This is a genomic window from Pseudomonas sp. FW507-12TSA (genome assembly GCF_058781435.1).
In genome coordinates this window covers 40,889-61,069 of sequence record NZ_JBYSWT010000016.1, presented here as the reverse complement: position 1 = coordinate 61,069, position 20,181 = coordinate 40,889, and the positions used below count along the sequence as shown (strand labels likewise).

General features: G+C 63.5%; 19 protein-coding genes. 4 read left to right on the top strand and 15 right to left on the bottom strand.

The features are described from left to right. Positions 1–7 precede the first annotated feature (7 nt). The 11 genes from AC3WK8_RS16635 to AC3WK8_RS16585 all read right to left on the bottom strand — a co-directional run bounded on the left by AC3WK8_RS16635 (position 8) and on the right by AC3WK8_RS16585 (position 11,712). Positions 8–523 carry a GNAT family N-acetyltransferase gene (locus tag AC3WK8_RS16635; protein ID WP_085597612.1) on the bottom strand — a complete coding sequence of 172 codons (516 nt, stop codon included), beginning with the start codon at positions 521–523 and terminating at the stop codon, positions 8–10. 42 nt (positions 524–565) lie between these two features. After that, positions 566–2,194: an ArnT family glycosyltransferase gene (locus AC3WK8_RS16630; RefSeq protein ID WP_103325289.1), complete on the bottom strand. Its 1,629-nt coding sequence runs from the start codon at positions 2,192–2,194 to the stop codon at positions 566–568. Next, positions 2,195–3,559 carry a UDP-glucose dehydrogenase family protein gene (locus AC3WK8_RS16625; RefSeq protein ID WP_085597614.1) on the bottom strand — a complete coding sequence of 455 codons (1,365 nt, stop codon included), beginning with the start codon at positions 3,557–3,559 and terminating at the stop codon, positions 2,195–2,197. It lies immediately after the preceding gene. Continuing rightward, positions 3,556–3,969 (bottom strand): 4-amino-4-deoxy-L-arabinose-phosphoundecaprenol flippase subunit ArnF, encoded by a 414-nt coding sequence (gene arnF, locus AC3WK8_RS16620; protein WP_103325288.1) that lies wholly within the window; start codon positions 3,967–3,969, stop codon positions 3,556–3,558. Before arnF ends, AC3WK8_RS16625 begins: the two co-directional genes overlap by 4 nt. Continuing rightward, entirely contained in the window at positions 3,966–4,310 is a 345-nt protein-coding gene (gene arnE, locus AC3WK8_RS16615; protein ID WP_103325287.1) for a 4-amino-4-deoxy-L-arabinose-phosphoundecaprenol flippase subunit ArnE, read from the bottom strand. The genes arnF and arnE overlap by 4 nt, the downstream gene beginning before the upstream one ends. Further along, positions 4,307–5,956, bottom strand: coding sequence for a lipid IV(A) 4-amino-4-deoxy-L-arabinosyltransferase (gene arnT, locus AC3WK8_RS16610; RefSeq protein ID WP_103325286.1), 1,650 nt, complete (start codon positions 5,954–5,956; stop codon positions 4,307–4,309). Before arnT ends, arnE begins: the two co-directional genes overlap by 4 nt. Continuing rightward, positions 5,953–6,837: a 4-deoxy-4-formamido-L-arabinose-phosphoundecaprenol deformylase gene (arnD, locus tag AC3WK8_RS16605; RefSeq protein ID WP_103325285.1), complete on the bottom strand. Its 885-nt coding sequence runs from the start codon at positions 6,835–6,837 to the stop codon at positions 5,953–5,955. Before arnD ends, arnT begins: the two co-directional genes overlap by 4 nt. Continuing rightward, a complete protein-coding gene (arnA, locus tag AC3WK8_RS16600) occupies positions 6,837–8,843 on the bottom strand; it encodes a bifunctional UDP-4-amino-4-deoxy-L-arabinose formyltransferase/UDP-glucuronic acid oxidase ArnA (RefSeq protein ID WP_103325284.1) in 2,007 nt (668 codons plus the stop codon). Before arnA ends, arnD begins: the two co-directional genes overlap by 1 nt. Continuing rightward, the gene (gene arnC / locus AC3WK8_RS16595; protein ID WP_085597620.1) at positions 8,840–9,859 is read right to left on the bottom strand and encodes an undecaprenyl-phosphate 4-deoxy-4-formamido-L-arabinose transferase; all 1,020 of its coding nucleotides are present in this window, start codon (positions 9,857–9,859) and stop codon (positions 8,840–8,842) included. The genes arnA and arnC overlap by 4 nt, the downstream gene beginning before the upstream one ends. 5 nt (positions 9,860–9,864) lie before the next feature. Beyond that, positions 9,865–11,004, bottom strand: a complete 1,140-nt coding sequence (arnB, locus tag AC3WK8_RS16590; RefSeq protein WP_085597621.1) for a UDP-4-amino-4-deoxy-L-arabinose aminotransferase — start codon at positions 11,002–11,004, stop codon at positions 9,865–9,867. 495 nt (positions 11,005–11,499) lie between these two features. After that, positions 11,500–11,712: a FecR/PupR family sigma factor regulator gene (locus AC3WK8_RS16585; RefSeq protein ID WP_085597622.1), complete on the bottom strand. Its 213-nt coding sequence runs from the start codon at positions 11,710–11,712 to the stop codon at positions 11,500–11,502. Between the two features lie 348 nt (positions 11,713–12,060). On the opposite strand from AC3WK8_RS16585, the gene AC3WK8_RS16580 reads away from it, so the two are divergent. After that, complete coding sequence (locus AC3WK8_RS16580) at positions 12,061–12,516, top strand: glucosaminidase domain-containing protein (RefSeq protein ID WP_085597623.1); 456 nt, start codon at positions 12,061–12,063, stop codon at positions 12,514–12,516. Continuing rightward, positions 12,510–12,980, top strand: coding sequence for a hypothetical protein (locus AC3WK8_RS16575; RefSeq protein WP_085597624.1), 471 nt, complete (start codon positions 12,510–12,512; stop codon positions 12,978–12,980). The genes AC3WK8_RS16580 and AC3WK8_RS16575 overlap by 7 nt, the downstream gene beginning before the upstream one ends. Positions 12,981–13,047: 67 nt before the next feature. Here the strand turns inward: AC3WK8_RS16575 and AC3WK8_RS16570 are convergent, their stop codons facing one another. After that, a complete protein-coding gene (locus AC3WK8_RS16570; protein ID WP_103325283.1) occupies positions 13,048–14,493 on the bottom strand; it encodes an alpha/beta hydrolase in 1,446 nt (481 codons plus the stop codon). Then, on the bottom strand, positions 14,490–15,152 hold the full coding sequence (locus AC3WK8_RS16565) for a helix-turn-helix transcriptional regulator (RefSeq protein WP_103325282.1): 663 nt from the start codon (positions 15,150–15,152) through the stop codon (positions 14,490–14,492). Before AC3WK8_RS16565 ends, AC3WK8_RS16570 begins: the two co-directional genes overlap by 4 nt. 226 nt (positions 15,153–15,378) lie before the next feature. On the opposite strand from AC3WK8_RS16565, the gene AC3WK8_RS16560 reads away from it, so the two are divergent. Both AC3WK8_RS16560 and AC3WK8_RS16555 read left to right on the top strand, forming a co-directional pair. Next, positions 15,379–16,788, top strand: coding sequence for an MFS transporter (locus AC3WK8_RS16560; protein ID WP_103325281.1), 1,410 nt, complete (start codon positions 15,379–15,381; stop codon positions 16,786–16,788). 78 nt (positions 16,789–16,866) lie between these two features. Next, positions 16,867–17,487 carry a class I SAM-dependent methyltransferase gene (locus AC3WK8_RS16555; RefSeq protein ID WP_085597627.1) on the top strand — a complete coding sequence of 207 codons (621 nt, stop codon included), beginning with the start codon at positions 16,867–16,869 and terminating at the stop codon, positions 17,485–17,487. 3 nt (positions 17,488–17,490) lie between these two features. Here AC3WK8_RS16555 and AC3WK8_RS16550 read toward each other — a convergent pair whose 3' ends face one another. Further along, complete coding sequence (locus tag AC3WK8_RS16550) at positions 17,491–18,477, bottom strand: hypothetical protein (RefSeq protein WP_146043267.1); 987 nt, start codon at positions 18,475–18,477, stop codon at positions 17,491–17,493. Next, positions 18,425–20,041 (bottom strand): AAA family ATPase, encoded by a 1,617-nt coding sequence (locus AC3WK8_RS16545; RefSeq protein WP_207255077.1) that lies wholly within the window; start codon positions 20,039–20,041, stop codon positions 18,425–18,427. Before AC3WK8_RS16545 ends, AC3WK8_RS16550 begins: the two co-directional genes overlap by 53 nt. Between the last annotated feature and the right edge of the window lie 140 nt (positions 20,042–20,181).

Sequence of the window (20,181 nt, the reverse complement as noted above, 5' to 3'; positions counted from 1 at the left end):
TGTTCGGTCAGAGCAGCAGGCGCATGGCGCAGCGGCGTTGCGCCGGCAGCCCGTGCGCTACCTCGTCGGCCAGGACCTGATGCAGGCGTGCTGGCAGCCGGGCCGTTTCCAGGGTGACGAAGCCCAGGCGCTGATAGAAGGGTTCGTTCCACGGCAGCTCGCGGAAGGTGCTCAGGGCCAGGGACTCGAGCCCTTGCTGGCGCGCATGCTCGATCGCAGCCTGCAGCAGGGCCTTGCCGATACCCCGGCCCTGGTGGTCGCTGGCTACCGATACTTCCCATACATGCAGTTGCGGGCCGAAGACCTGGGCCGCGAGAAAAGCGCATGGGCCAGCATCGCCGGCGATGGCCACCCAGACTACCTGGGTGCGGATGCGTTGCTCGTGGCAAGCGGTATCCGCCACTGGCGCGTCGGCCAACCAGGCTAGTTGCGGATCGCGACGAAACAGCACGGCAGCGGAAGTCTCGATGGCGGGGAGGAAGCTGGCATCGGGCACTCGCGCCCGGCGGATTTCAATGGTCATGGGCGCGAGTGTAAGGAGCCGCCGGGGCCTTGTGCAACGGCTTCAGGGCTGTGGCAAGGCGGGGCCGGGCAAGTGCAGGAGGACGAAGTCGTTCTTGTCGAAGCGTGCGCTGAGCACCGGTTTCAGCCCAGCCAGGGAACTACCTTGCAGGTCGGCGAGGTCGCCCTGGTCGAGGATGATCCAGGCGGGCCCGGCAATCTGCTCCAGCGCCGTGGGCCGGTCGGTGAAGCGTGGCTGCAGGTCCTGGTCCAGGTTGACCATGAACTTGATCGCCTTGGCGTCCTTGCCCATGCGGTGCAGGACCAGTGGTGCCGGCTGCTCCTCGATCAGGCGCAGCGCCGCCTGGCTAAAGTCCCGGGTGTCATAGAGCCGGTGCTGGACGGGTTCGAACACACCGATATAGCAGGCCCAGACCGCCAGCACCGCGCTGCAGGCCAAGCCCACGGCGCGCCACTGGCGCTTGAACAGCAACGCCAGGGACAACAGTTGCAGCAGCCCCAGCACCAGCAGCATGGGGGTGAGGCTGGTCAATTGGTCGGGGAATTTGCGCTGCAATACCACCAGGCCCACCATCAGCAATGCCGGCAATAGCAGCCACAGGCCCTGGATCAATCCGCGCAGCCAAGCCATCAGCCGGCCGCCATGGGCCTGGAACGGATAGCTCGCGATGATGGCCGCCATGGGCAGCATCGGCAGCAGGTAGCGTGCCTTCTTCGCCTGGGGAATCGACAGGCCGATCATCACCACCAACGCCGCGGCGGTGCTCCAGCGCAGCAGCCTCAGGGCCGGGCTGGCCGGTTCGCCCGAGCGGCCCACCAGCACGGCGACCCAGGCCAGCAGCGCCAGCGGGTAGGCCAGGGCGTAGTTGCCCAGGGAACTGGTGAAGTAATAGAAGACATCACTGGAGCCTTCGCTGCCGTCCATGCGCCCCATGAACTGCATGCGGATCACATCGTCGACGAAGCCCTGGCCGCCGCTGAGCTTGGCCAGCCACAGCAGCAGGGCAATGCACAGCACCAGTAATCCAAGGGCGCTGAAGCCAAACCCGAACAGGCGCCGCCACTGGCTTGCCAACAGGTAGTAGCTGCACAGCATACCGGTGGGGATCACCAGGCCAATGGGCCCGCGAATGGCAAAACCCAGCACCAGCAACAGCAGGATCCAGCCCAGGCGTCGGGGCGCGGCGAAGTGGTCATGGGCGTAACCCAGGTAGAACACCGCCAGGGACACGGCGGCCAGCATCTGGTCCAGGGATACCGCGCGGGTTTCGCTGATGAAGGTATTGCTCAGCAGCAACAGGGCGATGCTGGACAGCGCCCAGGTGCGGGAATAGGGCGCCAGCAGGCGATAGAGCAGGCTGACGATCAGTGCCGAGGCGATTGCCGTGGGCAACCAGGCGGTGAAACTGGTGACCTGTCCGCCGGGAAGCGAGAACAGCCACACCAGCAGGGTCGAGGCGCTGGTGTAGTCGGCATAGGGCTCGCCATAGGTGGTAGGGAAGAATCCCGGACCATGGCGCAGCATTTCCTTGGCGAACAGGACGAACCGGGAATCGAAGCCGATCGCCGACTGATGGTCGGCGCCGGCGCAGAACAGCAGCAAAGTCAGCAGCCCCAGCCCCAACGATTGCCAAAGTAATGTGTTCGAAGGGGAGCTGGAGTGCGTGCTCATTCAGGCCTCGGTGGACCACTGCTGATGAGGGATCGGCAGGTTGCGCGACTCGCCGCGACCGATCGGGAAGTAAGTGAAGCCATTGCGGGCCAGGCGTTCGGCGTCGTACAGGTTGCGGCCGTCGAAGATCACCGGGGCCTTGAGACGCTGCTGGATGAGTTCGAAATCCGGTGCCTTGAACTGCTGCCACTCGGTGCAGATGATCAGGGCGTCGGCGCCGTTGAGCACCGACTCCGGGGTGCCCATGAGCATCAGGCGCGATTCATCCAGATACAGGCGCTGGGTTTCCTGCATGGCTTCCGGATCGAAGGCCCGGACCTCGGCGCCGGCGGCGAACAGCGCATCGAGCAGGACCCGGCTCGGGGCGTCACGCATGTCGTCGGTGTTGGGCTTGAATGCCAGGCCCCACAGGGCGAAGGTCTTGCCTTCCAGGTCGCCCTTGTAGAACGCCTTGATGCGCTCGAACAGCTTGTGCTTCTGCCGCTCGTTGATGGCTTCCACCGCTTGCAGCAGGTCGCTGGAGCAGTGGGCCTGCTCGGCGCTGTGGATCAGGGCGCGCATGTCCTTGGGGAAGCACGAGCCGCCATAGCCGCAGCCAGGGTAGATGAAGTGGTAGCCGATACGAGTGTCGGCGCCGATACCCAAGCGTACCGACTCGATATCGGCCCCCAGGTGCTCGGCCAGCTCGGCGATCTGGTTGATGAAGCTGATCTTGGTCGCCAGCATGCAGTTGGCGGCGTACTTGGTCAGCTCGGCGCTGCGCAGGTCCATGAACATGATGCGGTCGTGGTTGCGGTTGAACGGCGCATACAGGTCGCGCATCACATCGCGCACTTCCTCGCGGGCGCAGCCGATGATGATGCGGTCCGGACGGCGGCAGTCGGCAACCGCCGAGCCTTCCTTGAGGAATTCCGGATTGGAGACGATATCGAACTGCAGTGGACGACCGTCCAGGGCTTTCTCGATGTGGGCCTTGAGGGTATCGCCGGTGCCTACCGGTACGGTGGATTTCTCCACCAGGATCAGCGGCTGTTCACGGTGACGGGCCACGGCATCGCCCACCGACAGCACGTAGCGCAGGTCGGCCGAGCCGTCTTCGCTCGAGGGCGTGCCAACGGCAATGAACAGCACCTGGCCGTGCTGTACCGCGAGTTTCTCGTCGTTGGTGAAGTGCAGGCGCTTGGCCTCGAGGTTTTCCTTGACCAGGCTCGCAAGCCCGGGTTCGAAGATGCTCACGTGTCCTTGTTGCAGCTGTTTGACTTTGTGCTCATCGATGTCCATGCAGATGACATCGTGGCCGACTTCAGCCAACACGGCAGCCTGTACGAGGCCGACATAACCACTTCCAAATACACTGATTTTCATGGGGTATTCCTGGGACTTGTCGCGGGTGCAGATCGAGAGTTGATGGTGATGACCCCAAGGATGACCAAGGCCACCCCAAGGGTTTTGGAAAGCGTGAACGGCTCATTGAACAGCGGCAGGCCGGCGGCTAGCAGGTAGACCAGCGCGTAGCTGATGCTCAACAGCGAATAAGCCCGGCCCAGTGGCAGGTCGCGCAGGGCCAGCAGCCAGCAGAGCATCGACAGGGCGTAGGCGCCGATGGCCGCGATGACCACCGCCAGGGCGGCCAGGTCGACGCTGCCGTTAGCCAGGGCGTCCAGCCACTGCTGGGGTGCGGGCAGGCGCGTCATGCTCCAGCGCATGGCCAGTTGTGCGCCGCTGACCAGCACCACGCTGGCCAGGGCGAAGGCAAAGCCCTTGGCCCGGCTCATGCGTGACGCCCCAGCAGCACTACGCCGCCGATCACCAGGGCGACCCCCAGCCAATGCTGGCGGTCGATGGGCTCGTGGAAGACGAAACGGGCAACCAGGGTGACCAGCACGAAATTCAGGCTGAGCATGGGGTAGGCCACGCCCACTTCCATGCGCTGCAATACCAGCAGCCATACCAACAGGCCCAGGCCGAGGCTGAACAGGGCCAGCCACAACCAGCCCGAGCGCAACTTGGCCAGCAGGCCCGAGGGTCGCTCGCGCCAGCTTTCCACGGCGAATTTCTGCGCCACCTGGCCCAGGCAGGTGAGCCCGCAGGCCAGCAATAGCAGCAACAGGCTCATGGCTGGTCCTGGGGAATGATGAAGATCACGATGTTGCCTTGCTGGTAGCGCTTGGCGTCTTTGGGCAACCGGTCGACTTCATGGTCTTCGTCATCGTCCTTGACCCGCATCGCCACGCCCACCGAACCCTGCTTGCGGGCTTCGGCGATCCAGGACTGGACCTGGTCCAGCTCGACCTGGCGCTGCACCGAGTCGGCATAACCCAGGCCGTATTTCAGCTCGCCCTTGGTGTTGTAGAGGGTCACGTCGTTGCGGCGCAGGCGCCAGGCCAGCGCGGATGCGGTTCCCAGGTCGTTGCTCAGCAAGGCCTTGGCCTGGTTCAGTTCCGCGACATGATCGATGATGAACTGGTCGGGAATCTTGTTATAGACCACCGAGTTGGGCAGGGCCGCCGGGGCCAGGGCCACCAGCAGGAAGCTACCCAAAGCCGGAGCCGCCCACATGTTCGATGGGCGCATGGCCGCCAGCAGGTTGCTGAAGATCCAGCCCAGCAGCAGGACGTACACCAGCACCAGGTGCTGCGGTTCATCCACATACACCGGCTTTTTCAGCTGGAAGTACACCAGTGCCAGGAGTCCCAGCAGGCCCGCCAGCAAATTGAGCAGGCCATTGAGACTGATGAGGCGCGTCTGCTTGTTGCTCAGCCGATCCATCAGGGCATTGCCCATCAACAGCGCCAGAGGCAACAGGCACGGCAGGATATAGGCGGGCAGCTTGCCCTTGCTCAGGCTGAAGAAGGCCAGTGGCAGCACCAGCCACAACAGCAGGAAGCCACTACTGCCCAAGCGCCGCTGGTGCCAGGCTTGCATGAAGGTGGCTGGCAGCAGCATGACCCACGGCACACTGAAGGCCACCAGCAACGGCAGGTAATACCACCATGGCGAGGCATGCTGGGCGTCTTCACCGGCGAAACGGCGAATATGCTCGTGCCAGAAGAAGAAACGCCAGTAGTCCGGCTCTTGCGCATGTACCGCCAAGGCCCAGGGCAGGCTGATGACCACCGCGACGAACACACCGATACCGCCAAAGACCAGCAGCGAGCGCAGGCGCTTCTGCCAGATGGCGTAGGGCAGGGCCACCAACACCGGCAGTAACCAGGCCAGGAATCCCTTGGTCATGAAACCCATGCCGCAGGCCAGGCCCAGGACTACCCAGGCCAGCAGCTGTCCGCGGGAAGTCTTGCAGTCGAAAGTGAACCACAAGGCCACCAGGCTCAGGTTGACCCAGAAGGTGAACTGCGGATCGAGGTTGGCGTAGCCGGCCAGCAACGCCACTACGGTGAAACTCATGTATAGCAAGGCGCTGGCCACGGCCTTGCGCGAGTCGTTCCACAAGCGCATGGCCAACAGGTAGGCCAGGACTACGTTAAGGCCGGTGCTCAGGGCCGAGGCCACGCGCACGCCGAACAGGTTGTCACCGAACACCGCTTGGCCGATGGCCATGAGCCAATAACCGGCCACCGGTTTTTCGAAGTAGCGAATACCCATGAAATGCGGCGACGCCCATTGCCCGCCATGGAGCATTTCCTGGCTGATCTGCGCGTAGCGGGTTTCATCGGGAATCCACAGGCCGTGGGTAGCCATGGGCAGGAGGTAGAACAGGCCGAAAGCGATCAGCAGTAGCGGCAGGGCCCAGCGTCTGGTCATGCTCCCTGTACTCCCAGCCAGCCTTCACGGCCTTCCAGGGCGCCGCGTACCACCTGGCCTGCCGGCAAGCTGGAAATATCCGCCGGGAGCATGTCTCCCAGGGGTTGGAAATGAATGTCGCGCTGCTTGGCGGTGGCCAGCAGCTGACGGAAATCATTGGCCATCAGAATCCCTTCTACTTCGGCGTGGATGGTGTAGACATTGAGCTTGCCTGGCTTGAACCGGTCGAGGATGAAGGCGTTGAAATCAGCGCTCGACACCACGGGGCCGACGACTTCGTCGAAGGTCGGCAGGTCTACCGGGATTTGTGGCACGCCCAGGCCGCCGTCCGCCAAGCGTGGCTGGAACAGGCTCTGGCCGCGGCAATCGCTGTTGTAGCGAAAGCCGAATTGTTGCTTGGCTTCGATGACCCGCTCATCGGCTCGCCAACCGGCGGATGCCGAGCAGCTCACCGCTTGCCCGAGAATATCGTTGAGGCTGTCGACGCCACGGCGGATCTGTTCGATCAGCTGGGCCTGGCTCCAGCGCCCGGTGTTGGCCTGCCAGCCGTGGTGATCCCAGGCGTGCAGGCCGACTTCATGTCCGGCAGCCAGGGCCTGGCGCATCAAGTGCCCCAGGTCCCGGCCAATGGGTTTGCCTGGCCAGGCGGTGCCGGCCAGGAGAATGTCCCAGCCATACAGGCCGGCAGCATTGGACCGCAGCATTTTCCAGAGGAACTGCGGACGGATCAGGCGCCACAGGTGGCGCCCCATGTTGTCCGGCCCGACGCTGAAGAAGAACGTGGCCTTGACCCCGGCCTCATCCAGCGTTTCGAGCAGCCGTGGCACCCCCTCCCGGGTGCCGCGGTAGGTATCGACATCAATGCGCAGACCTGCCTGCATCAGCGTGCTTCTTCTTTGGTGCGATCGGCGATTTCCAGCATGGCTTCGCGCAGGAAGAAGTCCAGGGTGTTGCCGATGGTCTGGCTCATCTCCACGGTCGGTTCCCAGTCCAGCAGGCGCTTGGCGTTCTCGATGCTTGGCTTGCGGTGCTCCACGTCCTGGTAGCCGGCGCCGTAGAAGGCCTTGCTTTCCACTTCGCGGAAACCGGCGAACGGTGGGAAGTTGCCACGCAGCGGGTGGGCCTCGAACTGACGCAACAGCTCTTCGCCCAACTGGCGGATGCTGGCTTCGTTGTCCGGGTTGCCGATGTTGATGATCTGGCCGTTGCAGCAGTCGTTCTCGTTGTCGACGATGCGGGCCAGGGCCTCGATGCCGTCGGCGATATCGGTGAAGCAGCGTTTCTGCTCGCCACCGTCGAACAGGCGGATCGGGGTGCCCTCCACCAGGTTGAGGATCAGCTGGGTGATGGCCCGGGAGCTGCCGATACGCGCCGAGTCCAGGCGGTCCAGCCGCGGCCCCATCCAGTTGAATGGACGGAACAGGGTGAAGTTCAGGCCCTTGGCGCCGTAGGCCCAGATCACGCGGTCCAGCAGTTGCTTGGAGACCGAGTAGATCCAGCGCTGCTTGTTGATCGGGCCGACGATCAGGTTGGAGTTGTCTTCGTCGAAATTCTTGTCCTGGCACATGCCATAGACTTCCGAAGTCGACGGGAAGATCACCCGCTTGTTGTACTTCACGCAGTAGCGGACCAGCTTCAGGTTCTCTTCGAAGTCCAGTTCGAATACCCGCAGTGGGTTACGGGTGTATTCGATCGGGGTAGCGATGGCCACCAGGGGCAGCACCACGTCGCACTTCTTGATGTGGTACTCGATCCACTCGGAGTGAATGCTGATATCGCCTTCGACGAAGTGGAAGTTCGGGTGGCTGCGCAGGCGCTCGATGGCGTCGCAGCCGATGTCCAGGCCGTAGACTTCGTACTTGTCGTCGCGCAGCAGGCGCTCGGACAGGTGGTTACCGATGAAACCGTTGACGCCGAGGATCAGCACCCGGGTACGACGGGGCTTGCGGCCGGACTCGGCGCCGCGCAGCAGGGAACCGTCCACCAGGCCCAGTTCGTTGGCCAGTTGCGGGCCGCTCAGGTACAGGCCGTTGGCGTTGCGCTGGCCGGAGGTGATGACCAGGGAGTCTTCGCCACAGGCGATGCGCAGCGGATCGACGCTGATGACCCGGCCTGGAGCCTGGCCTTCGTTGCCCTTGGCCACTTCGGCGCTCCAGACGATCAGCTTGTGCTCGCCGACGGCGCAGAAGGCGCCAGGGTAGGGCTGGGTCACGGCACGCACCAGGTTGAACAGTTCTTCTGCCGGGCGTTTCCAGTCCAGCTTGCCGTCCGCAGCGGTACGCCGGCCAAAGTAGCTGGCCTTGGATTCGTCCTGGACGGTTTCGCTGATCTTGCCCTGGGCCAGTGCCGGCAGGGTGTCGCGCAGCAGGCTGGCAGCGGCATCACGCAGCTTGTGGTGCAGGCTCAGCGCCGTGTCGCTGCGCTCGATGGCTACGCGTTCCTGGGCAATGATCGCGCCGGCGTCGGCGCGCTTGACCATGCGGTGCAGGGTGACGCCGGTCTCGGTCTCGCCCTTGATCAGGACCCAGTTGGCCGGTGCGCGGCCACGGTAGCGTGGCAGCAGGGAGCCGTGCAGGTTGAACGCGCCCTTGCTGGCGGTGGCCAGCAGTTGCTCGCTCAACAGGTTGCGGTAGTAGAAGGAGAACAGGTAGTCGGGATTGAGCTTGGCGATGCGCTCGATCCACAGCGGGTGGTTGGCATCTTCCGGGGCATGCACGGCGATACCCTTGCGGGCGCACAGTTGCGCGACAGAACCATAGAAGGTGTTTTCCTTCGGGTCATCGGCATGGGTGAATACCGCGGCGATCTCATAACCTGCGTTGAGCAGGGCTTCGATGCCAGCACAGCCAATATCGTGGTAGGCGAAGACGACAGCTTTATTGCTCATTGGGAAACCTGATCAGTATGGGTGGAAGTTAAACCGTCGACAGTCACCGCCGGGGCCGGGACCGCCGGGTGGCTGCGCAAGATTTTTTCGATGAAGAAGCGTGGGCGTGCCCGCACATCGCTGTACATGCGCCCCAGGTATTCACCCAAGAGGCCCATGCCGATGAACTGGCCGCCGGTGAACACGAAGAGCACCGCGAACAGGACGAAGGTGCCGTCGCCGGCCCAGGTGGCGCCGAAGATCAACCGCAGGACGATCAGCATCAGGGCGAACAGTGCGCCCAGGCCGGCCATGCCGAAGCCGATGATGCTCAGCAGGCGCAGGGGCGTGGTGGTCATGCAGGTGATGAGGTCGAACATCAGGTTGACCAGGCGCATCGGGCTGTACTTGGAGTCGCCGTGCTCGCGCTCGGCGTGCTCCACCAGCACCTCGGTGGTATGCCGGGCGAAACTGTTGGCCAGGATCGGGATGAAGGTGCTGCGCTCGGTGCAGGCCAGCATCGCGTCGATGATGGTCCGGCGATAGGCACGCAGCATGCAGCCGTAGTCGCTCATGGCTACCCCGGTGGAGCGCTGCACCGCCAGGTTGATCAGCTTCGACGGCCAGCGGCGGAAAGCCGAATCCTGGCGGTTGTTGCGCACGGTGCCGACCACGTCGTAGCCCAGTTCGGCCTGGGCCACCAGGCGTGGAATCTCTTCCGGTGGGTTCTGCAGGTCGGCATCGAGGGTGATCACCACATCACCGCGGCACTGCTCGAAACCGGCCATGATCGCTGCGTGCTGGCCGTAGTTGCGGTTGAGGATCACCGCCACCACCGGGCTGCCTTCGCGTTCGGCGGCGGCTTGCAGGATGTTGGCCGACTCGTCGCGACTGCCATCGTCCACCAGGACGATTTCAAAGTCGTGCTTGAGCAGGCGACAAGCCGCTTCGGTACGTCGCAACAGCTCGGGAAGGCTCTGTTCTTCGTTGTAGACCGGGATGACGATCGACACGAACTGAATTGGGTAAGGTTTCAAGGGGGTCAGTCCAGGAGGTTTTCAATGGCGCCGGCGACCCGCTCGACATCATCGAGGGTCATGTCCGGAAACAGTGGGATCGAGCACAGTCGCGCGGAGTTCCACTCGGTATGCGGCAGGTGCACATCGGGGAAACGCTGGCGGTAGTAGGTATGCATGTGGGTCGCGATGAAGTGGATGCCGGTACCGATGTTCTGCTCTTGCAGGCCCTTCATGAAGGCTTCGCGATCCAGTCCGCAACGCTCGGCATCGATGCGCAGGATGAACAGGTGCCAGCTGTGCTGCTGCGGATACTGCGGCAGGTGCAGCGGTTGCACCGGCAGGCCGGCCAGGCGCTCCAGGTAGGCCTTGGCCAGGACTTCGCGACGGGCGTTGATCTGGTCCAGGCGCTGCAGTTGCACCAGGGCGATGGCCGCGTTCATGTCCGCCAGGTTGTACTTGAAGCCGGGCTCGATCACCTGGGCCTGGGGCTTGCGGCCATGGGTCAGGCGGTCGTAGGCATCCACTCCCAGGCCATGGAACTTGAGCATGCGCACCCGGTTGGCCAGGGCCTCGTCATCGCTGACGAACATCGCGCCCTCGGCGCAGGTCATGTTCTTGATCGCATGGAAGGAAAAGATCGCCGTGCCCCGGGCGCCGATCTCGCGGCCGCGGTAGGTGGTGCCGGCGGCGTGGGCGGCGTCTTCGATCACCGCGATGCCGTGCTTGTCCGCCAGGGCATAGAGCGGGTCGAGGTCGAAGGCGGCACCCGCGTAGTGCACCGGAATGATCGCCTTGGTCCTGGGAGTGATCGCGGCCTCGATGGTCGCTGCGTCGCTCATCAGGGTGTCGGGATCGACATCGACGAACACTGGGGTCGCCCCCAGCAGGCAGATCATGTTGGCGGTGGAAACCCAGGTCTGGGAGGGGGTGATGACTTCATCGCCGGGGCCGATGCCCAGGGCCAGCAGGGTGATGTGCATGGCGCCGGTGGCCGAGGACAGGGCCACGGCATGGCGGGCACCGACACGTTCGGCGAAGAGCTGTTCGAGTTCCTGGTTTTTCGGGCCGGTGGTGATCCAGCCGGAGCGCAGAACCTGCTCTACAGCGGCCACTTCTTCGTCGCCAATACTCGGACGCGAGAAAGGAAGGAAAGCCTGGTTCATGGTTACCTCGGGTCTACACAATGCTAAAGCTGGGGGTATGGGTGGAGCGTGCGAACAACGTTCATGGAGCGCGGGAGGCGGTGGTCATCGGGCACATCCGGTTGATTGGGCCAGCGTGGCGTTCCATGCAGCAAATGAGTAAAGACGATGTTCGTGAAAAGTAAATGTGGATCAAGGCGTTACCCGTGCAAGTTGCCAAACGACTGCACCAGGCCCCTTGTTCGTCGGTGGCTGAGATTAAGCGCAAAAATGTGAAACGAATATGAAAAAGAAGCCAAAACTCCGTTTTTCTGCGAGCTAGACAGCTAGGGTTCAGTTTGTTTAAAAAGTGTTGGGCAAATGGCCGTAGACCGCCGGTTTCAGCGGCTTTGCGGTGAAATCCGAAGCGCATGGCGAAGGCTGTTTCTGAACCTCGCGATGGTATCAATCTGGACAACCAGGCAACTTGGCGCCGCCATCAAGCGACTGCCCGGCAGCGCGATCAACGCGCCCTGGTCAAGGCGCCGTGGTGGTGGGCGAGAGTTGCCCGGTCAGGTCCCAGACTTCCAGCATCCTGGCATATTCCAGGGCATGGCCCGGGTCGCCCTGCAGCCAGTCCTTGAAGGCCTGGCGCTCCTGGGCAGTGCAGTCGGCCTCGCGCAGGCGCATGCACCAGTGCGCGGCCTGCATCATCACGTATTCGTCTGCTTCACTGGCAGAGTCAGTCATTGCTTCGATCCTTGTTCAGGTGGTGCTCAGCGCGTCCTTGCAGGACGACATCCCAGCAGTATCGGATTGAAACTCGCCCGGGGCCAAGATCGGCGTTCGGTTGCGTCCGCGAACCCTGGTACGGGGTACTGCAGGAGGAGGACAATCTAAGGCAACGAGCGAGAAAAAATCGTCAAGACAGCGACCATGGGAGGCCTTGCCAGTCGATGGGAGCCAACAACTGTGACCTGGGCCACAGCCTGCGGGTTCAGTGCAGTTGAGGCCGCAGGCAGCGGCCAGTGGTTGCTTTATACTGCGCGCGGCAAATACCCATGAAATGGAATCCACCGATCAAGCGAGGGAAGCAACGTGAGCGCCAAGCTGTGCAACAACATCAGTGCCGTCACCTTTGTCAGCAAATACAAGGTGGTGTGCCAGCCGATCGCCGATCAACTCGACCTTCCGGTGGAGAACATCCTTGGCCTCGCGGCCCAGGAGAGCCAGTACGGCACCGGGCGGATCGCCCGTGACCTGAACAACTTCTTTTCCATGCACGCACCGGCCCCGCTGCAGATCGGTGCCGAGGCCCCCCGGGGCAATGCGGCGATCAAGGTGGCCAAGTTCGCCTCGTTCCAGCAGTCGGCCCAGTCCTTCGCGCAAAGCTTCGGCGCCTCGGTACGCGGCAAGCGCGAGCCGATGGAGTTCGCCCAGGCCCTGGTACGCAGCGGCTATAACAGCGGCGATGCGGCCACCGGCGGGCGCAACGGCTTCGCAAAGTACCTGGCGGACATCATCATTGCGGTCAGGGGACGCATGGCATGCTGAACCACGATCTGCTGTCCCGGATGCTCGGCCTGGCCTTGGCTTGCGCTGCCTTCAGCGCCTGTGCCTCGGCTGGTTTGCAGCCTGCCCAAGTCCAGCATTCCGGCCTGACCCGCGAGCAGGCGCAGCAGGTGCTGCTGGTGGCCCTCAAGCACCAGGATTACCAGATGGATCGGCCCGGAGTGTTCGTCGATGGCAACCTGCAGGATGAAAGCGGCAAGCCGCCGCACCCGGGCTACTTCGACTTCAGCCTGGGCTACGAGGATCCCAAGGCCGGCGCCACCGAATACTGGGGGCTGTTCTCGGTCAGCACGGCCACCGGCGATGTCTGGGAAATCAACAGCTGCAAGCGCCTCGATGGCGGCGAGCTGCGCGCCCTGCAGGGCCAGATCATGGGCCGTACCGGCAAGACCCTGGTGGATGAGGAGCCACAACGCCGGGGCTTGGGTTGCGAGGACGAGAAGTAGTTCGGCGGGCGAGCAGGCTGGACGGCTTGCCCCCTTGGCGTTGCTCCCGTCTGGTGTACCTGGCGGGCTAGTCCATATCCGCTTCGATACGCTGGATCAGGTAGGGATAGAAGGGATTGGAGGTCAGGCGCATCAATTCATCCATGGGCAGGACCAGCACCCCCCGTTCGCCACGGGCGGCCAGGGTCCCCAGGTGCACGCCAAAACTCTCGGTGCTGGTGGGCTGGGTGCCATACAGCGCATCGTCCACGGGGAAGGGCAGCGCCACATGGGATAGCGAGAACACTTCCGGCGGGTAGGCCAGGTCCAGGGGCTGCCGGCTTTCTTGCCAGCTGCCGGCAGCGGTGCTCAACAGCTGCACCGTGCTGTTGCCGGTGCCTTGGTTGCTCAGGATCCGCGTGCTGTAGTTGCGTGGCGGCGGTGGTAGCAGTCTGGCCGCGGAGGTGGCGCTGGCTGGATCCAGCAGCCCCTCGAAGTCCCGGGCGCGGTTGAGGTCCAAGAGCACCAGTTCGCTGCCGTTGGCCGGCAGTTGCCGATACAACCCGTTGACCAGCGCCGGCGTGCTGACGGTGGAGTCCACCAGCGACTGGAACGCCAGGATCGGCGGCATCTGGGCCAGGCGCGGGTCGTCCGCCAAGGCCTGCAGCTGGCTTTGCAAGGCGTCGGTGAGCAGCCAGGACTGGCGGGCACCGTTGACCGGGAACGAGTTGTACTTGAACGGGTTGTATTCCGGGCGCAGGTTCAGCCAAGCCGTCTTGCTGAAGGCCGGGAACACCGCCGGCCAGGCAGCCACCCCGGCGAAGCGCGCGGAGGCCGCGACCCCGATCATCGGCGAGACCAGTACCAGGCGCTGGGCCTTGGGCAATTGCGGATCGAGCAGGGCATCCAGGGCGTACTTGACCGCCAGGGCGCCACCGTTGGAGTAACCCACCAGGTGCAGTGGCGCCGGTGCCGGGACTTCGACCCGGGCGGTGCGCAGGGCCAGGCGCGTGGCGGCCAGCCAGTCTTGCCAGCGGGCATCGGTCAGGCCCGCTGGTACCGTGCCGTGGCCGGGCAGGCGCAGGCCGATGGCCAGGTAGCCGTGCTCGACATAGCGCTGGGCGATGTGCCGCAGGCTGTAGGGCGAGTCGGTAAGGCCATGCACCAGCACCACCACGCCCCGAGGCTGCCCTTGCGGGCGCAACAGGTAGGAGCGGTTCCAATCGGTGGCGAACCCCGGGGGGTAGACCCGGCTGTCCTGGCGGTAGCGATTGAACGGTGGCACCCGGGTCGGATCCAGGGTGGCGCTGACTGCTTGCTCGACCTCGGCGAATACCCGGTCCTCGGCCTTGAGCCAGCCGGCCCAATCGCTGCGGTCGAGCTCCTCGGCGTCCAGTTCGTGAGGGACATACAGGTGCCAGGGTTGCAGCGCCGGGCCGCGTTCGCTGTCGTAGATCCGCCAGGCCGAGAGGGCCAGGGCCGCGACCGTGAGCACCAGCGCGCCTTGTTTGAGCAGCCAGGCGAGCTTGCTCATGAGTCGGCGCCCGGGGCGCTGATGCGGTATACGCAACGCCGGTCACCGGTGATCAGGTGTTCCATGCGCTGTACTTCGCCCAATTCGCCGATGGCCGCCTGGAACACTTGCAGTTCGGAGCGGCAGAAACCCTGGCATTGCCGCGCGGCGACACAGATCGGGCAGTGGCTTTCGATCAGCAACCAGTCATCGCCTGCGCTTTCCACATGGGCCATGTAGCCGGCCAGGTCACGGATTTGCGCCAGGGCGCGGACCCGTTCCTCCAGCGTCGACAGCGGTGCGCAGGTAGCCAGGTACTCGGCACTGTTGATCCGCTCCATGTCGCTGACGATGCGCTCGACGCCGTCGGCACCGAATACCGCGCGGATCGAGTCGATCAACTGCAAGGTCAGGTTGGCGTGGGTATCGGGGAAGCGCGCCTGGGCCTGTTCGGTCAGCACCCATTTCTGCGAGGGACGCCCGGCGCCCTGGGCCGGCATCAGCTGGCCGGCGATGAGCTGGCTATCCACCAGTTTCTGCAACTGTTGGCGGGTGGCCTCCAGCGACACCTCCAGCAGTGGCGCCAGGTCGGCGGTTTTCAAGGGACCGCGGGTTTTCAGCAGGAACAGGATTCGCTCGGCGGTGGCGCCGGGGCTTTTCTTGTCGGCCGGGGAAGACATGGAATGCATGCTGGACCATTGACCAAGGGACGATTGGGAAAATTCGGCTACCTGCGCAACGCGTGCAGCCGAACAAGCATAACAGGCTATGCGGGCCTGGCCTGGAGATTGTCCGTCGGGGTGGGCGATAGGAGCGGGGATTGGTCGATGCTGAAAAAACCAATTATCAAAGTAATTGCTTGTGTAATACAGTGCGCCTTCTCGAACAACCAGACAGGAACAAGCCATGGCATCGACAACGGGCTGGTCGGCACTGCTACTGGGCAAGAATGGGCTGCGCTCCGCTGCCCTGGCCGGGGGCGTCGCGCTGCATGCAATCAACATCTACCTGGTCACCACTTTGCTGCCGTCGGTGGTGCAAGACATCGGCGGCCTGGACTACTACGCCTGGAACACCACGCTGTTCGTGGTCGCCTCGATCATCGGCTCCGTGCTCTCGACCCGGGCCCTGGCGGTGCTGGGCCCGAAGCTGGCGTATGCCCTGGCGGGCGGGGTGTTCATGCTGGGCTGCGGTTTGTGTGCGCTGGCGCCGGACATGGCCTGGCTGATTGTCGGGCGCAGTGTCCAGGGGCTGGGCGGTGGCCTGTTGTTCGCCTTGCCCTACGCGATGATCCGCCTGGTGTTCGATGAACCGCTATGGCCCCGGGCGATGGCGCTGATCTCGGCCATGTGGGGCATGGCTACGTTGATCGGGCCGGCGGTGGGTGGGGTATTCGCCGAGCACGGCAGCTGGCGTGCGGCATTCTGGGTGCTCTTGCCTTGTACCTTGCTGTTCATGCTGCTGGCCGTCGCCCTGTTACCGGGAAGGAGCCGAGAACCGATGCCACGTACTCCAATCCCCGGCCTGCAGTTGGTGCTGCTGACGGTCATGGTCCTGGCTATTTCCGTTGGCAGCGTCAGCGCCTCGGCGCTGCACAACGTCCTGGGGCTGGCCGTGGGCCTGGGCCTGTTGCTGGTGGTGGGGGCCATGGAGAACCGCTCGGCAAAGCGCCTGTTGCCCCGTGGCAGCTTGAAACCCGGCAGCCTGTTGCTGCCGCTGTACCTGTCCATGGCGTTGCTGGTAGTGGGCATGACCAGCGAGGTCTTCGTGCCATTGTTCCTCCAGGTGCTGCATCACCAGACGCCGTTGCTGGCCGGTTACATCGCCGCCTTGATGGCCGCGGGCTGGACCTTGGGGGCGCTGGCCAGCTCCGGGCTGGGGGCGGGCGCTGCGGCCCGGGCGGTAGCCAGCGCGCCGTTGCTGGTGGTGGCCGGGTTGCTCCTGGCCTGCCTGGCCATGCCCGCCGCCAGCAGCCTGGCGAGCCTGGGGGCAATCTGCCTGGCTATGGTGCTGGTGGGGGTCGGTATAGGCCTGGCCTGGCCGCACCTGCTGGCGCGGGTCCTGGAGAGCGCCCCTGCCGACCAGAAGGAGCTGGCCGGGGCTTCGATCACCACCGTGCAACTGGTGGCTACAGCGCTGGGAGCGGCGCTGGCGGGGATGATCGTCAACCTGGCGGGGCTTGGTAGCGGTAATGACCTGGCCGGGGCAGCCCGGGCGGCGAGCTGGTTGTTCGGCTTGTATGCCGGGCTGTCGTTGCTGTTGTTCGTCTCGGTGCGCCAGGTACGCCGCGACCTGCCTGTGGTCGCGCAGCTCTAGTCGCGAGGCTATTGCAGATTGTGGCGGGAGCTTCATCGGAGTTTAATCGACGCCTTTTCTTGTGATTGCAGGTTCGCCATGGATGACTCCGCCCGCCATATCGTCGACTTGTACCAGCGCCATGCCACGGCCTGGGATCAGGTTCGCCGCGCCAATACCCGTGGCTTTCAGTCCGAGCTGGCCTGGTTGCAGCGCTTTCGCCAGCTCATGGGCGCTGGGCGGCAGGTGCTGGACCTGGGCTGTGGTGGCGCCGAGCCGTTGGCCGGTTACCTGATCGAGCATGGCTGCGAGCTGACCGGGGTCGACAGCTCCAACGCATTGCTGGAACTGTGCCGGCAACGACATGGCGAGCAGCGCTGGATCCACGCGGATATGCGCGACCTGGCCCTGGGGGAGGATTTCGCCGGCATCCTGGCCTGGAATAGCCTGTTCCACCTGGCGCCGGACGATCAGCGAGCGATGTTCGCGGTGTTCGAGCGCCACGCCCGCCCAGGTTGTGCACTGATGTTCACCAGTGGCCCGGCGGCGGGCGAGGCCATTGGTGAATTTGAGGGGCAGGCGCTGTACCACGCCAGCCTTGACCCCGGCGAGTACTGCACGCTGCTCGACACCCATGGCTTCGAGGTGGTCCGGCATGTCAGTGAAGACCCCGACTGCTGCGGGTTCACGGTATGGCTGGCGCGGGGCCTGGATTATTAAGGCTCAGATAATCCCTTGTTGCCGGGCGATGCTGTGCAGGCAGATGCCCAGGGCGCGCCTTTCACAGTCGTCCGGATTGAAGCCGAGGATAAATGCCGGGCGCCGGACCAGTGACTGGACGATCTTGTCGCTTTCGTCCAGGTCGCGCTGGCGCTTGAGCATGTCGCTCACTTCGGGGGTGTACCACTGGTAGCGCTCCTCCAGGTAAAAGAACCGGGAAAACTCATCCCAGGCGCCGTTGCCTGTCACCGCCAGGCTGATCTCGCCATTGGTAACGCCGTGGATAGCCAGGGCCGAGCCCTTGATACCGAAGCTCATGTCCAGGGCGACGGCAGGGTCGAAGGGGTGGGGAAGATCGGCACCCGGAACTTCATCGCCCTTGATCGACGAGTTGCACTGGTGGCAACTGGGGACCAGGTTGTGCAGCGACACCGCCAGGTAGGGGTAGATGGATTTGGGCAGGAAGTGATCCAGGGGTGGGCGCATCTCCAGCTTCTTGGGCGTGGCCTTGCTCGTGGCCTGGCCGTGGTAGTTCACATGATTCAGGTGGCAATAAGGACAGATGCGCAGCCCGTGGCTGCCCACCAGCTTGTAGGCGTTCCAGCCGACATCTTTGTCGATGAACTTGTTGTAGTCGAATACCTCGCCAAGGGTCTTGAGCAATTTCTCCATATCCGGCGCCCGATTGGAAACCTTTCTCGGGCGAGACTTCAGATAACGGGTAAAGGCCGATGCGATGCTTTCGACCTGCCGGACCACGTCCCGTAGTTCGGCGACGCTACCGACCAGGAGCGCATTGCGGTTCCTCAACAACAGCTTGTGCAGCGAAGCGGTGAAGGGCGGGTATCCGGTAAAAGATGCCTTCCATTTCGTCATCTCCTCGTCAAACCGCTGGCCCAGGGTCGCCAGGTGGCTGTTGATCGTGGCGGTGGATGCCTCAAGCTTGAGCATTGGCACGGCCCCCCAGGACATCCAGCTGTTGCTGTACATGGCGCCGGAGTTCGTCGTTGGCCAGGGAGTCGGCGATGTGCCGGGCCTGGCCCAGTGCCTGGAGGCCCAGGACCTCGCCGTTGAGCACTGCGGCGAGCCGCTCCAGGCGTTGATGGTTGAACTCGCCGGTGAAATCCTCGACCTCGAATACCTCGCTCAGGGTCTGCTTGGGGGTGTAGCCAAAGGCATTGGTCAGCCGTGCTTTATCCAGATCGAACAACCGTCCGGCAGGGGTATCGGCCGCGACGATCAGCGAGTGGGTGGAAATCAGCACATGGGTGCGCTTGGCCAACTGGCCGAAGTGGCCGATGAAGTCCAGCAGGTCGAAGATGTAGATGCGCTGCCACTTGGGGTGCATGAACATCTCGCCTTCGTCGATGCACAGCAACATCGATTGCTCCGGGAAAGCCTGTTCGAACTCTCCAAAGGCCCTGGCCACCGCGCAGTAGAGAGACATCATGCTGGCCTGGCCGGAACTCAGCTGGGTGAAGGAGAACTGCAGCAACCCCAGGTTGCTCAATTCGGCATAGCTATGGGGGTATTGGCGGATGTGTTCGCCGACCTGCTGATCCAGGTAGCCAAGCCTGGACTTGCGGCTCCAGGAGTTGAGGTCGGCGAACAGTAACTTGACCATCACCAATGCATACCTGGCCTTGGTCAATTGCTTAAGCAATGCAGGGTGCTCCGTTAGCTGCTCGAGGACAAATTCCGGGTCGCTCAGGGCCTTGCTCAGCCACGGGTGGTGATCCTGGACCAGCTCCTGCAATTCATCGATCAAGTCATACAGGTTTTGTGCCGTGAGGCTTTCAGCCCCTTCCAGAATCGCATAGGACCAAATGAACTTCGCCTCGGGCGAGGCGCTTTTCTCCAGTTCGAGCAGCTGTTTCTTCAGTTCCGGGTCCAGTGCCTTGTGTGCCGAACTATCGGGACGATAAACCGTCAGCAACTCCACCAGCGACACCGTCTTGAGCTTCAGCGTGACCTGGGCTTGGTCGACAAAGGTGACGCGTTGCTTGAGGTGGGGATAGGCCGTGAAGGCCGCCACCAGTTCCGACTCCACATACTCACCAAACCTGGGGCTGATATCTTTTATACCCAGGCGACTGCGCCGGAGTCTTTCAAAGGGTGAGGTGGTATAGAACACCGTTGAAAAGTCTGGTACCGAGACCTTCTGCCCCTGGTCAATCTCAAGTTCCGAATGCAGTTGAACGTCCTTGAGTGAGCTCCCCCGGGAAAGATGCAGCCCCTGCTCATCTTCCCAGAGCAGGCTGAGCTTCTCCTGCGGCTGCCACTTGGCCAGCGCCCGGCACAGTTCCAGCAACAGGGCGGTCTTGCCGCTGCCGTTCTCTCCATAGAGGGTGGTGAACGATGCCACTTTCAACGGCGACCGGGCTTGGCCAGCACTCGTTGAGCGGCTGATCGTCAATCTAGGTGAGGCCTGCTCGAGCAAGGCAGAGGGTGGATGAACCACCGCCTCGTAGACATCGGTCAATGGCAGGACGGCGCAAGTTCCGGAGTTACCAACGAAGAACAGCACATGAATGACGGGGCGATTTGACGGCATATTCAATCCTTGGTGGTTATGAGCCGCGCCAAGGATCAGCTCCTCGGCACAGCGCTGGCAGCCTTCCTGGATGGCATTGGGCTAGCAGTTCGCGCGGCGCGCGCGCAGGTTCGCACAAGGGCAGGGCGGAGGGGAAGAGG

What these genes read in the sequence shown, in the direction of transcription:
- AC3WK8_RS16635 (WP_085597612.1), bottom strand. Translation starts at nt 523, where the DNA reads ATGACCATTGAAATCCGCCGGGCGCGAGTGCCCGATGCCAGCTTCCTC.
- AC3WK8_RS16630 (WP_103325289.1), bottom strand. Translation starts at nt 2,194, where the DNA reads ATGAGCACGCACTCCAGCTCCCCTTCGAACACATTACTTTGGCAATCG.
- AC3WK8_RS16625 (WP_085597614.1), bottom strand. Translation starts at nt 3,559, where the DNA reads ATGAAAATCAGTGTATTTGGAAGTGGTTATGTCGGCCTCGTACAGGCT.
- arnF (WP_103325288.1), bottom strand. Translation starts at nt 3,969, where the DNA reads ATGAGCCGGGCCAAGGGCTTTGCCTTCGCCCTGGCCAGCGTGGTGCTG.
- arnE (WP_103325287.1), bottom strand. Translation starts at nt 4,310, where the DNA reads ATGAGCCTGTTGCTGCTATTGCTGGCCTGCGGGCTCACCTGCCTGGGC.
- arnT (WP_103325286.1), bottom strand. Translation starts at nt 5,956, where the DNA reads ATGACCAGACGCTGGGCCCTGCCGCTACTGCTGATCGCTTTCGGCCTG.
- arnD (WP_103325285.1), bottom strand. Translation starts at nt 6,837, where the DNA reads ATGCAGGCAGGTCTGCGCATTGATGTCGATACCTACCGCGGCACCCGG.
- arnA (WP_103325284.1), bottom strand. Translation starts at nt 8,843, where the DNA reads ATGAGCAATAAAGCTGTCGTCTTCGCCTACCACGATATTGGCTGTGCT.
- arnB (WP_085597621.1), bottom strand. Translation starts at nt 11,004, where the DNA reads ATGAACCAGGCTTTCCTTCCTTTCTCGCGTCCGAGTATTGGCGACGAA.
- AC3WK8_RS16585 (WP_085597622.1), bottom strand. Translation starts at nt 11,712, where the DNA reads ATGACTGACTCTGCCAGTGAAGCAGACGAATACGTGATGATGCAGGCC.
- AC3WK8_RS16575 (WP_085597624.1), top strand. Translation starts at nt 12,510, where the DNA reads ATGCTGAACCACGATCTGCTGTCCCGGATGCTCGGCCTGGCCTTGGCT.
- AC3WK8_RS16570 (WP_103325283.1), bottom strand. Translation starts at nt 14,493, where the DNA reads ATGAGCAAGCTCGCCTGGCTGCTCAAACAAGGCGCGCTGGTGCTCACG.
- AC3WK8_RS16565 (WP_103325282.1), bottom strand. Translation starts at nt 15,152, where the DNA reads ATGTCTTCCCCGGCCGACAAGAAAAGCCCCGGCGCCACCGCCGAGCGA.
- AC3WK8_RS16560 (WP_103325281.1), top strand. Translation starts at nt 15,379, where the DNA reads ATGGCATCGACAACGGGCTGGTCGGCACTGCTACTGGGCAAGAATGGG.
- AC3WK8_RS16555 (WP_085597627.1), top strand. Translation starts at nt 16,867, where the DNA reads ATGGATGACTCCGCCCGCCATATCGTCGACTTGTACCAGCGCCATGCC.
- AC3WK8_RS16550 (WP_146043267.1), bottom strand. Translation starts at nt 18,477, where the DNA reads ATGTACAGCAACAGCTGGATGTCCTGGGGGGCCGTGCCAATGCTCAAG.
- AC3WK8_RS16545 (WP_207255077.1), bottom strand. Translation starts at nt 20,041, where the DNA reads ATGCCGTCAAATCGCCCCGTCATTCATGTGCTGTTCTTCGTTGGTAAC.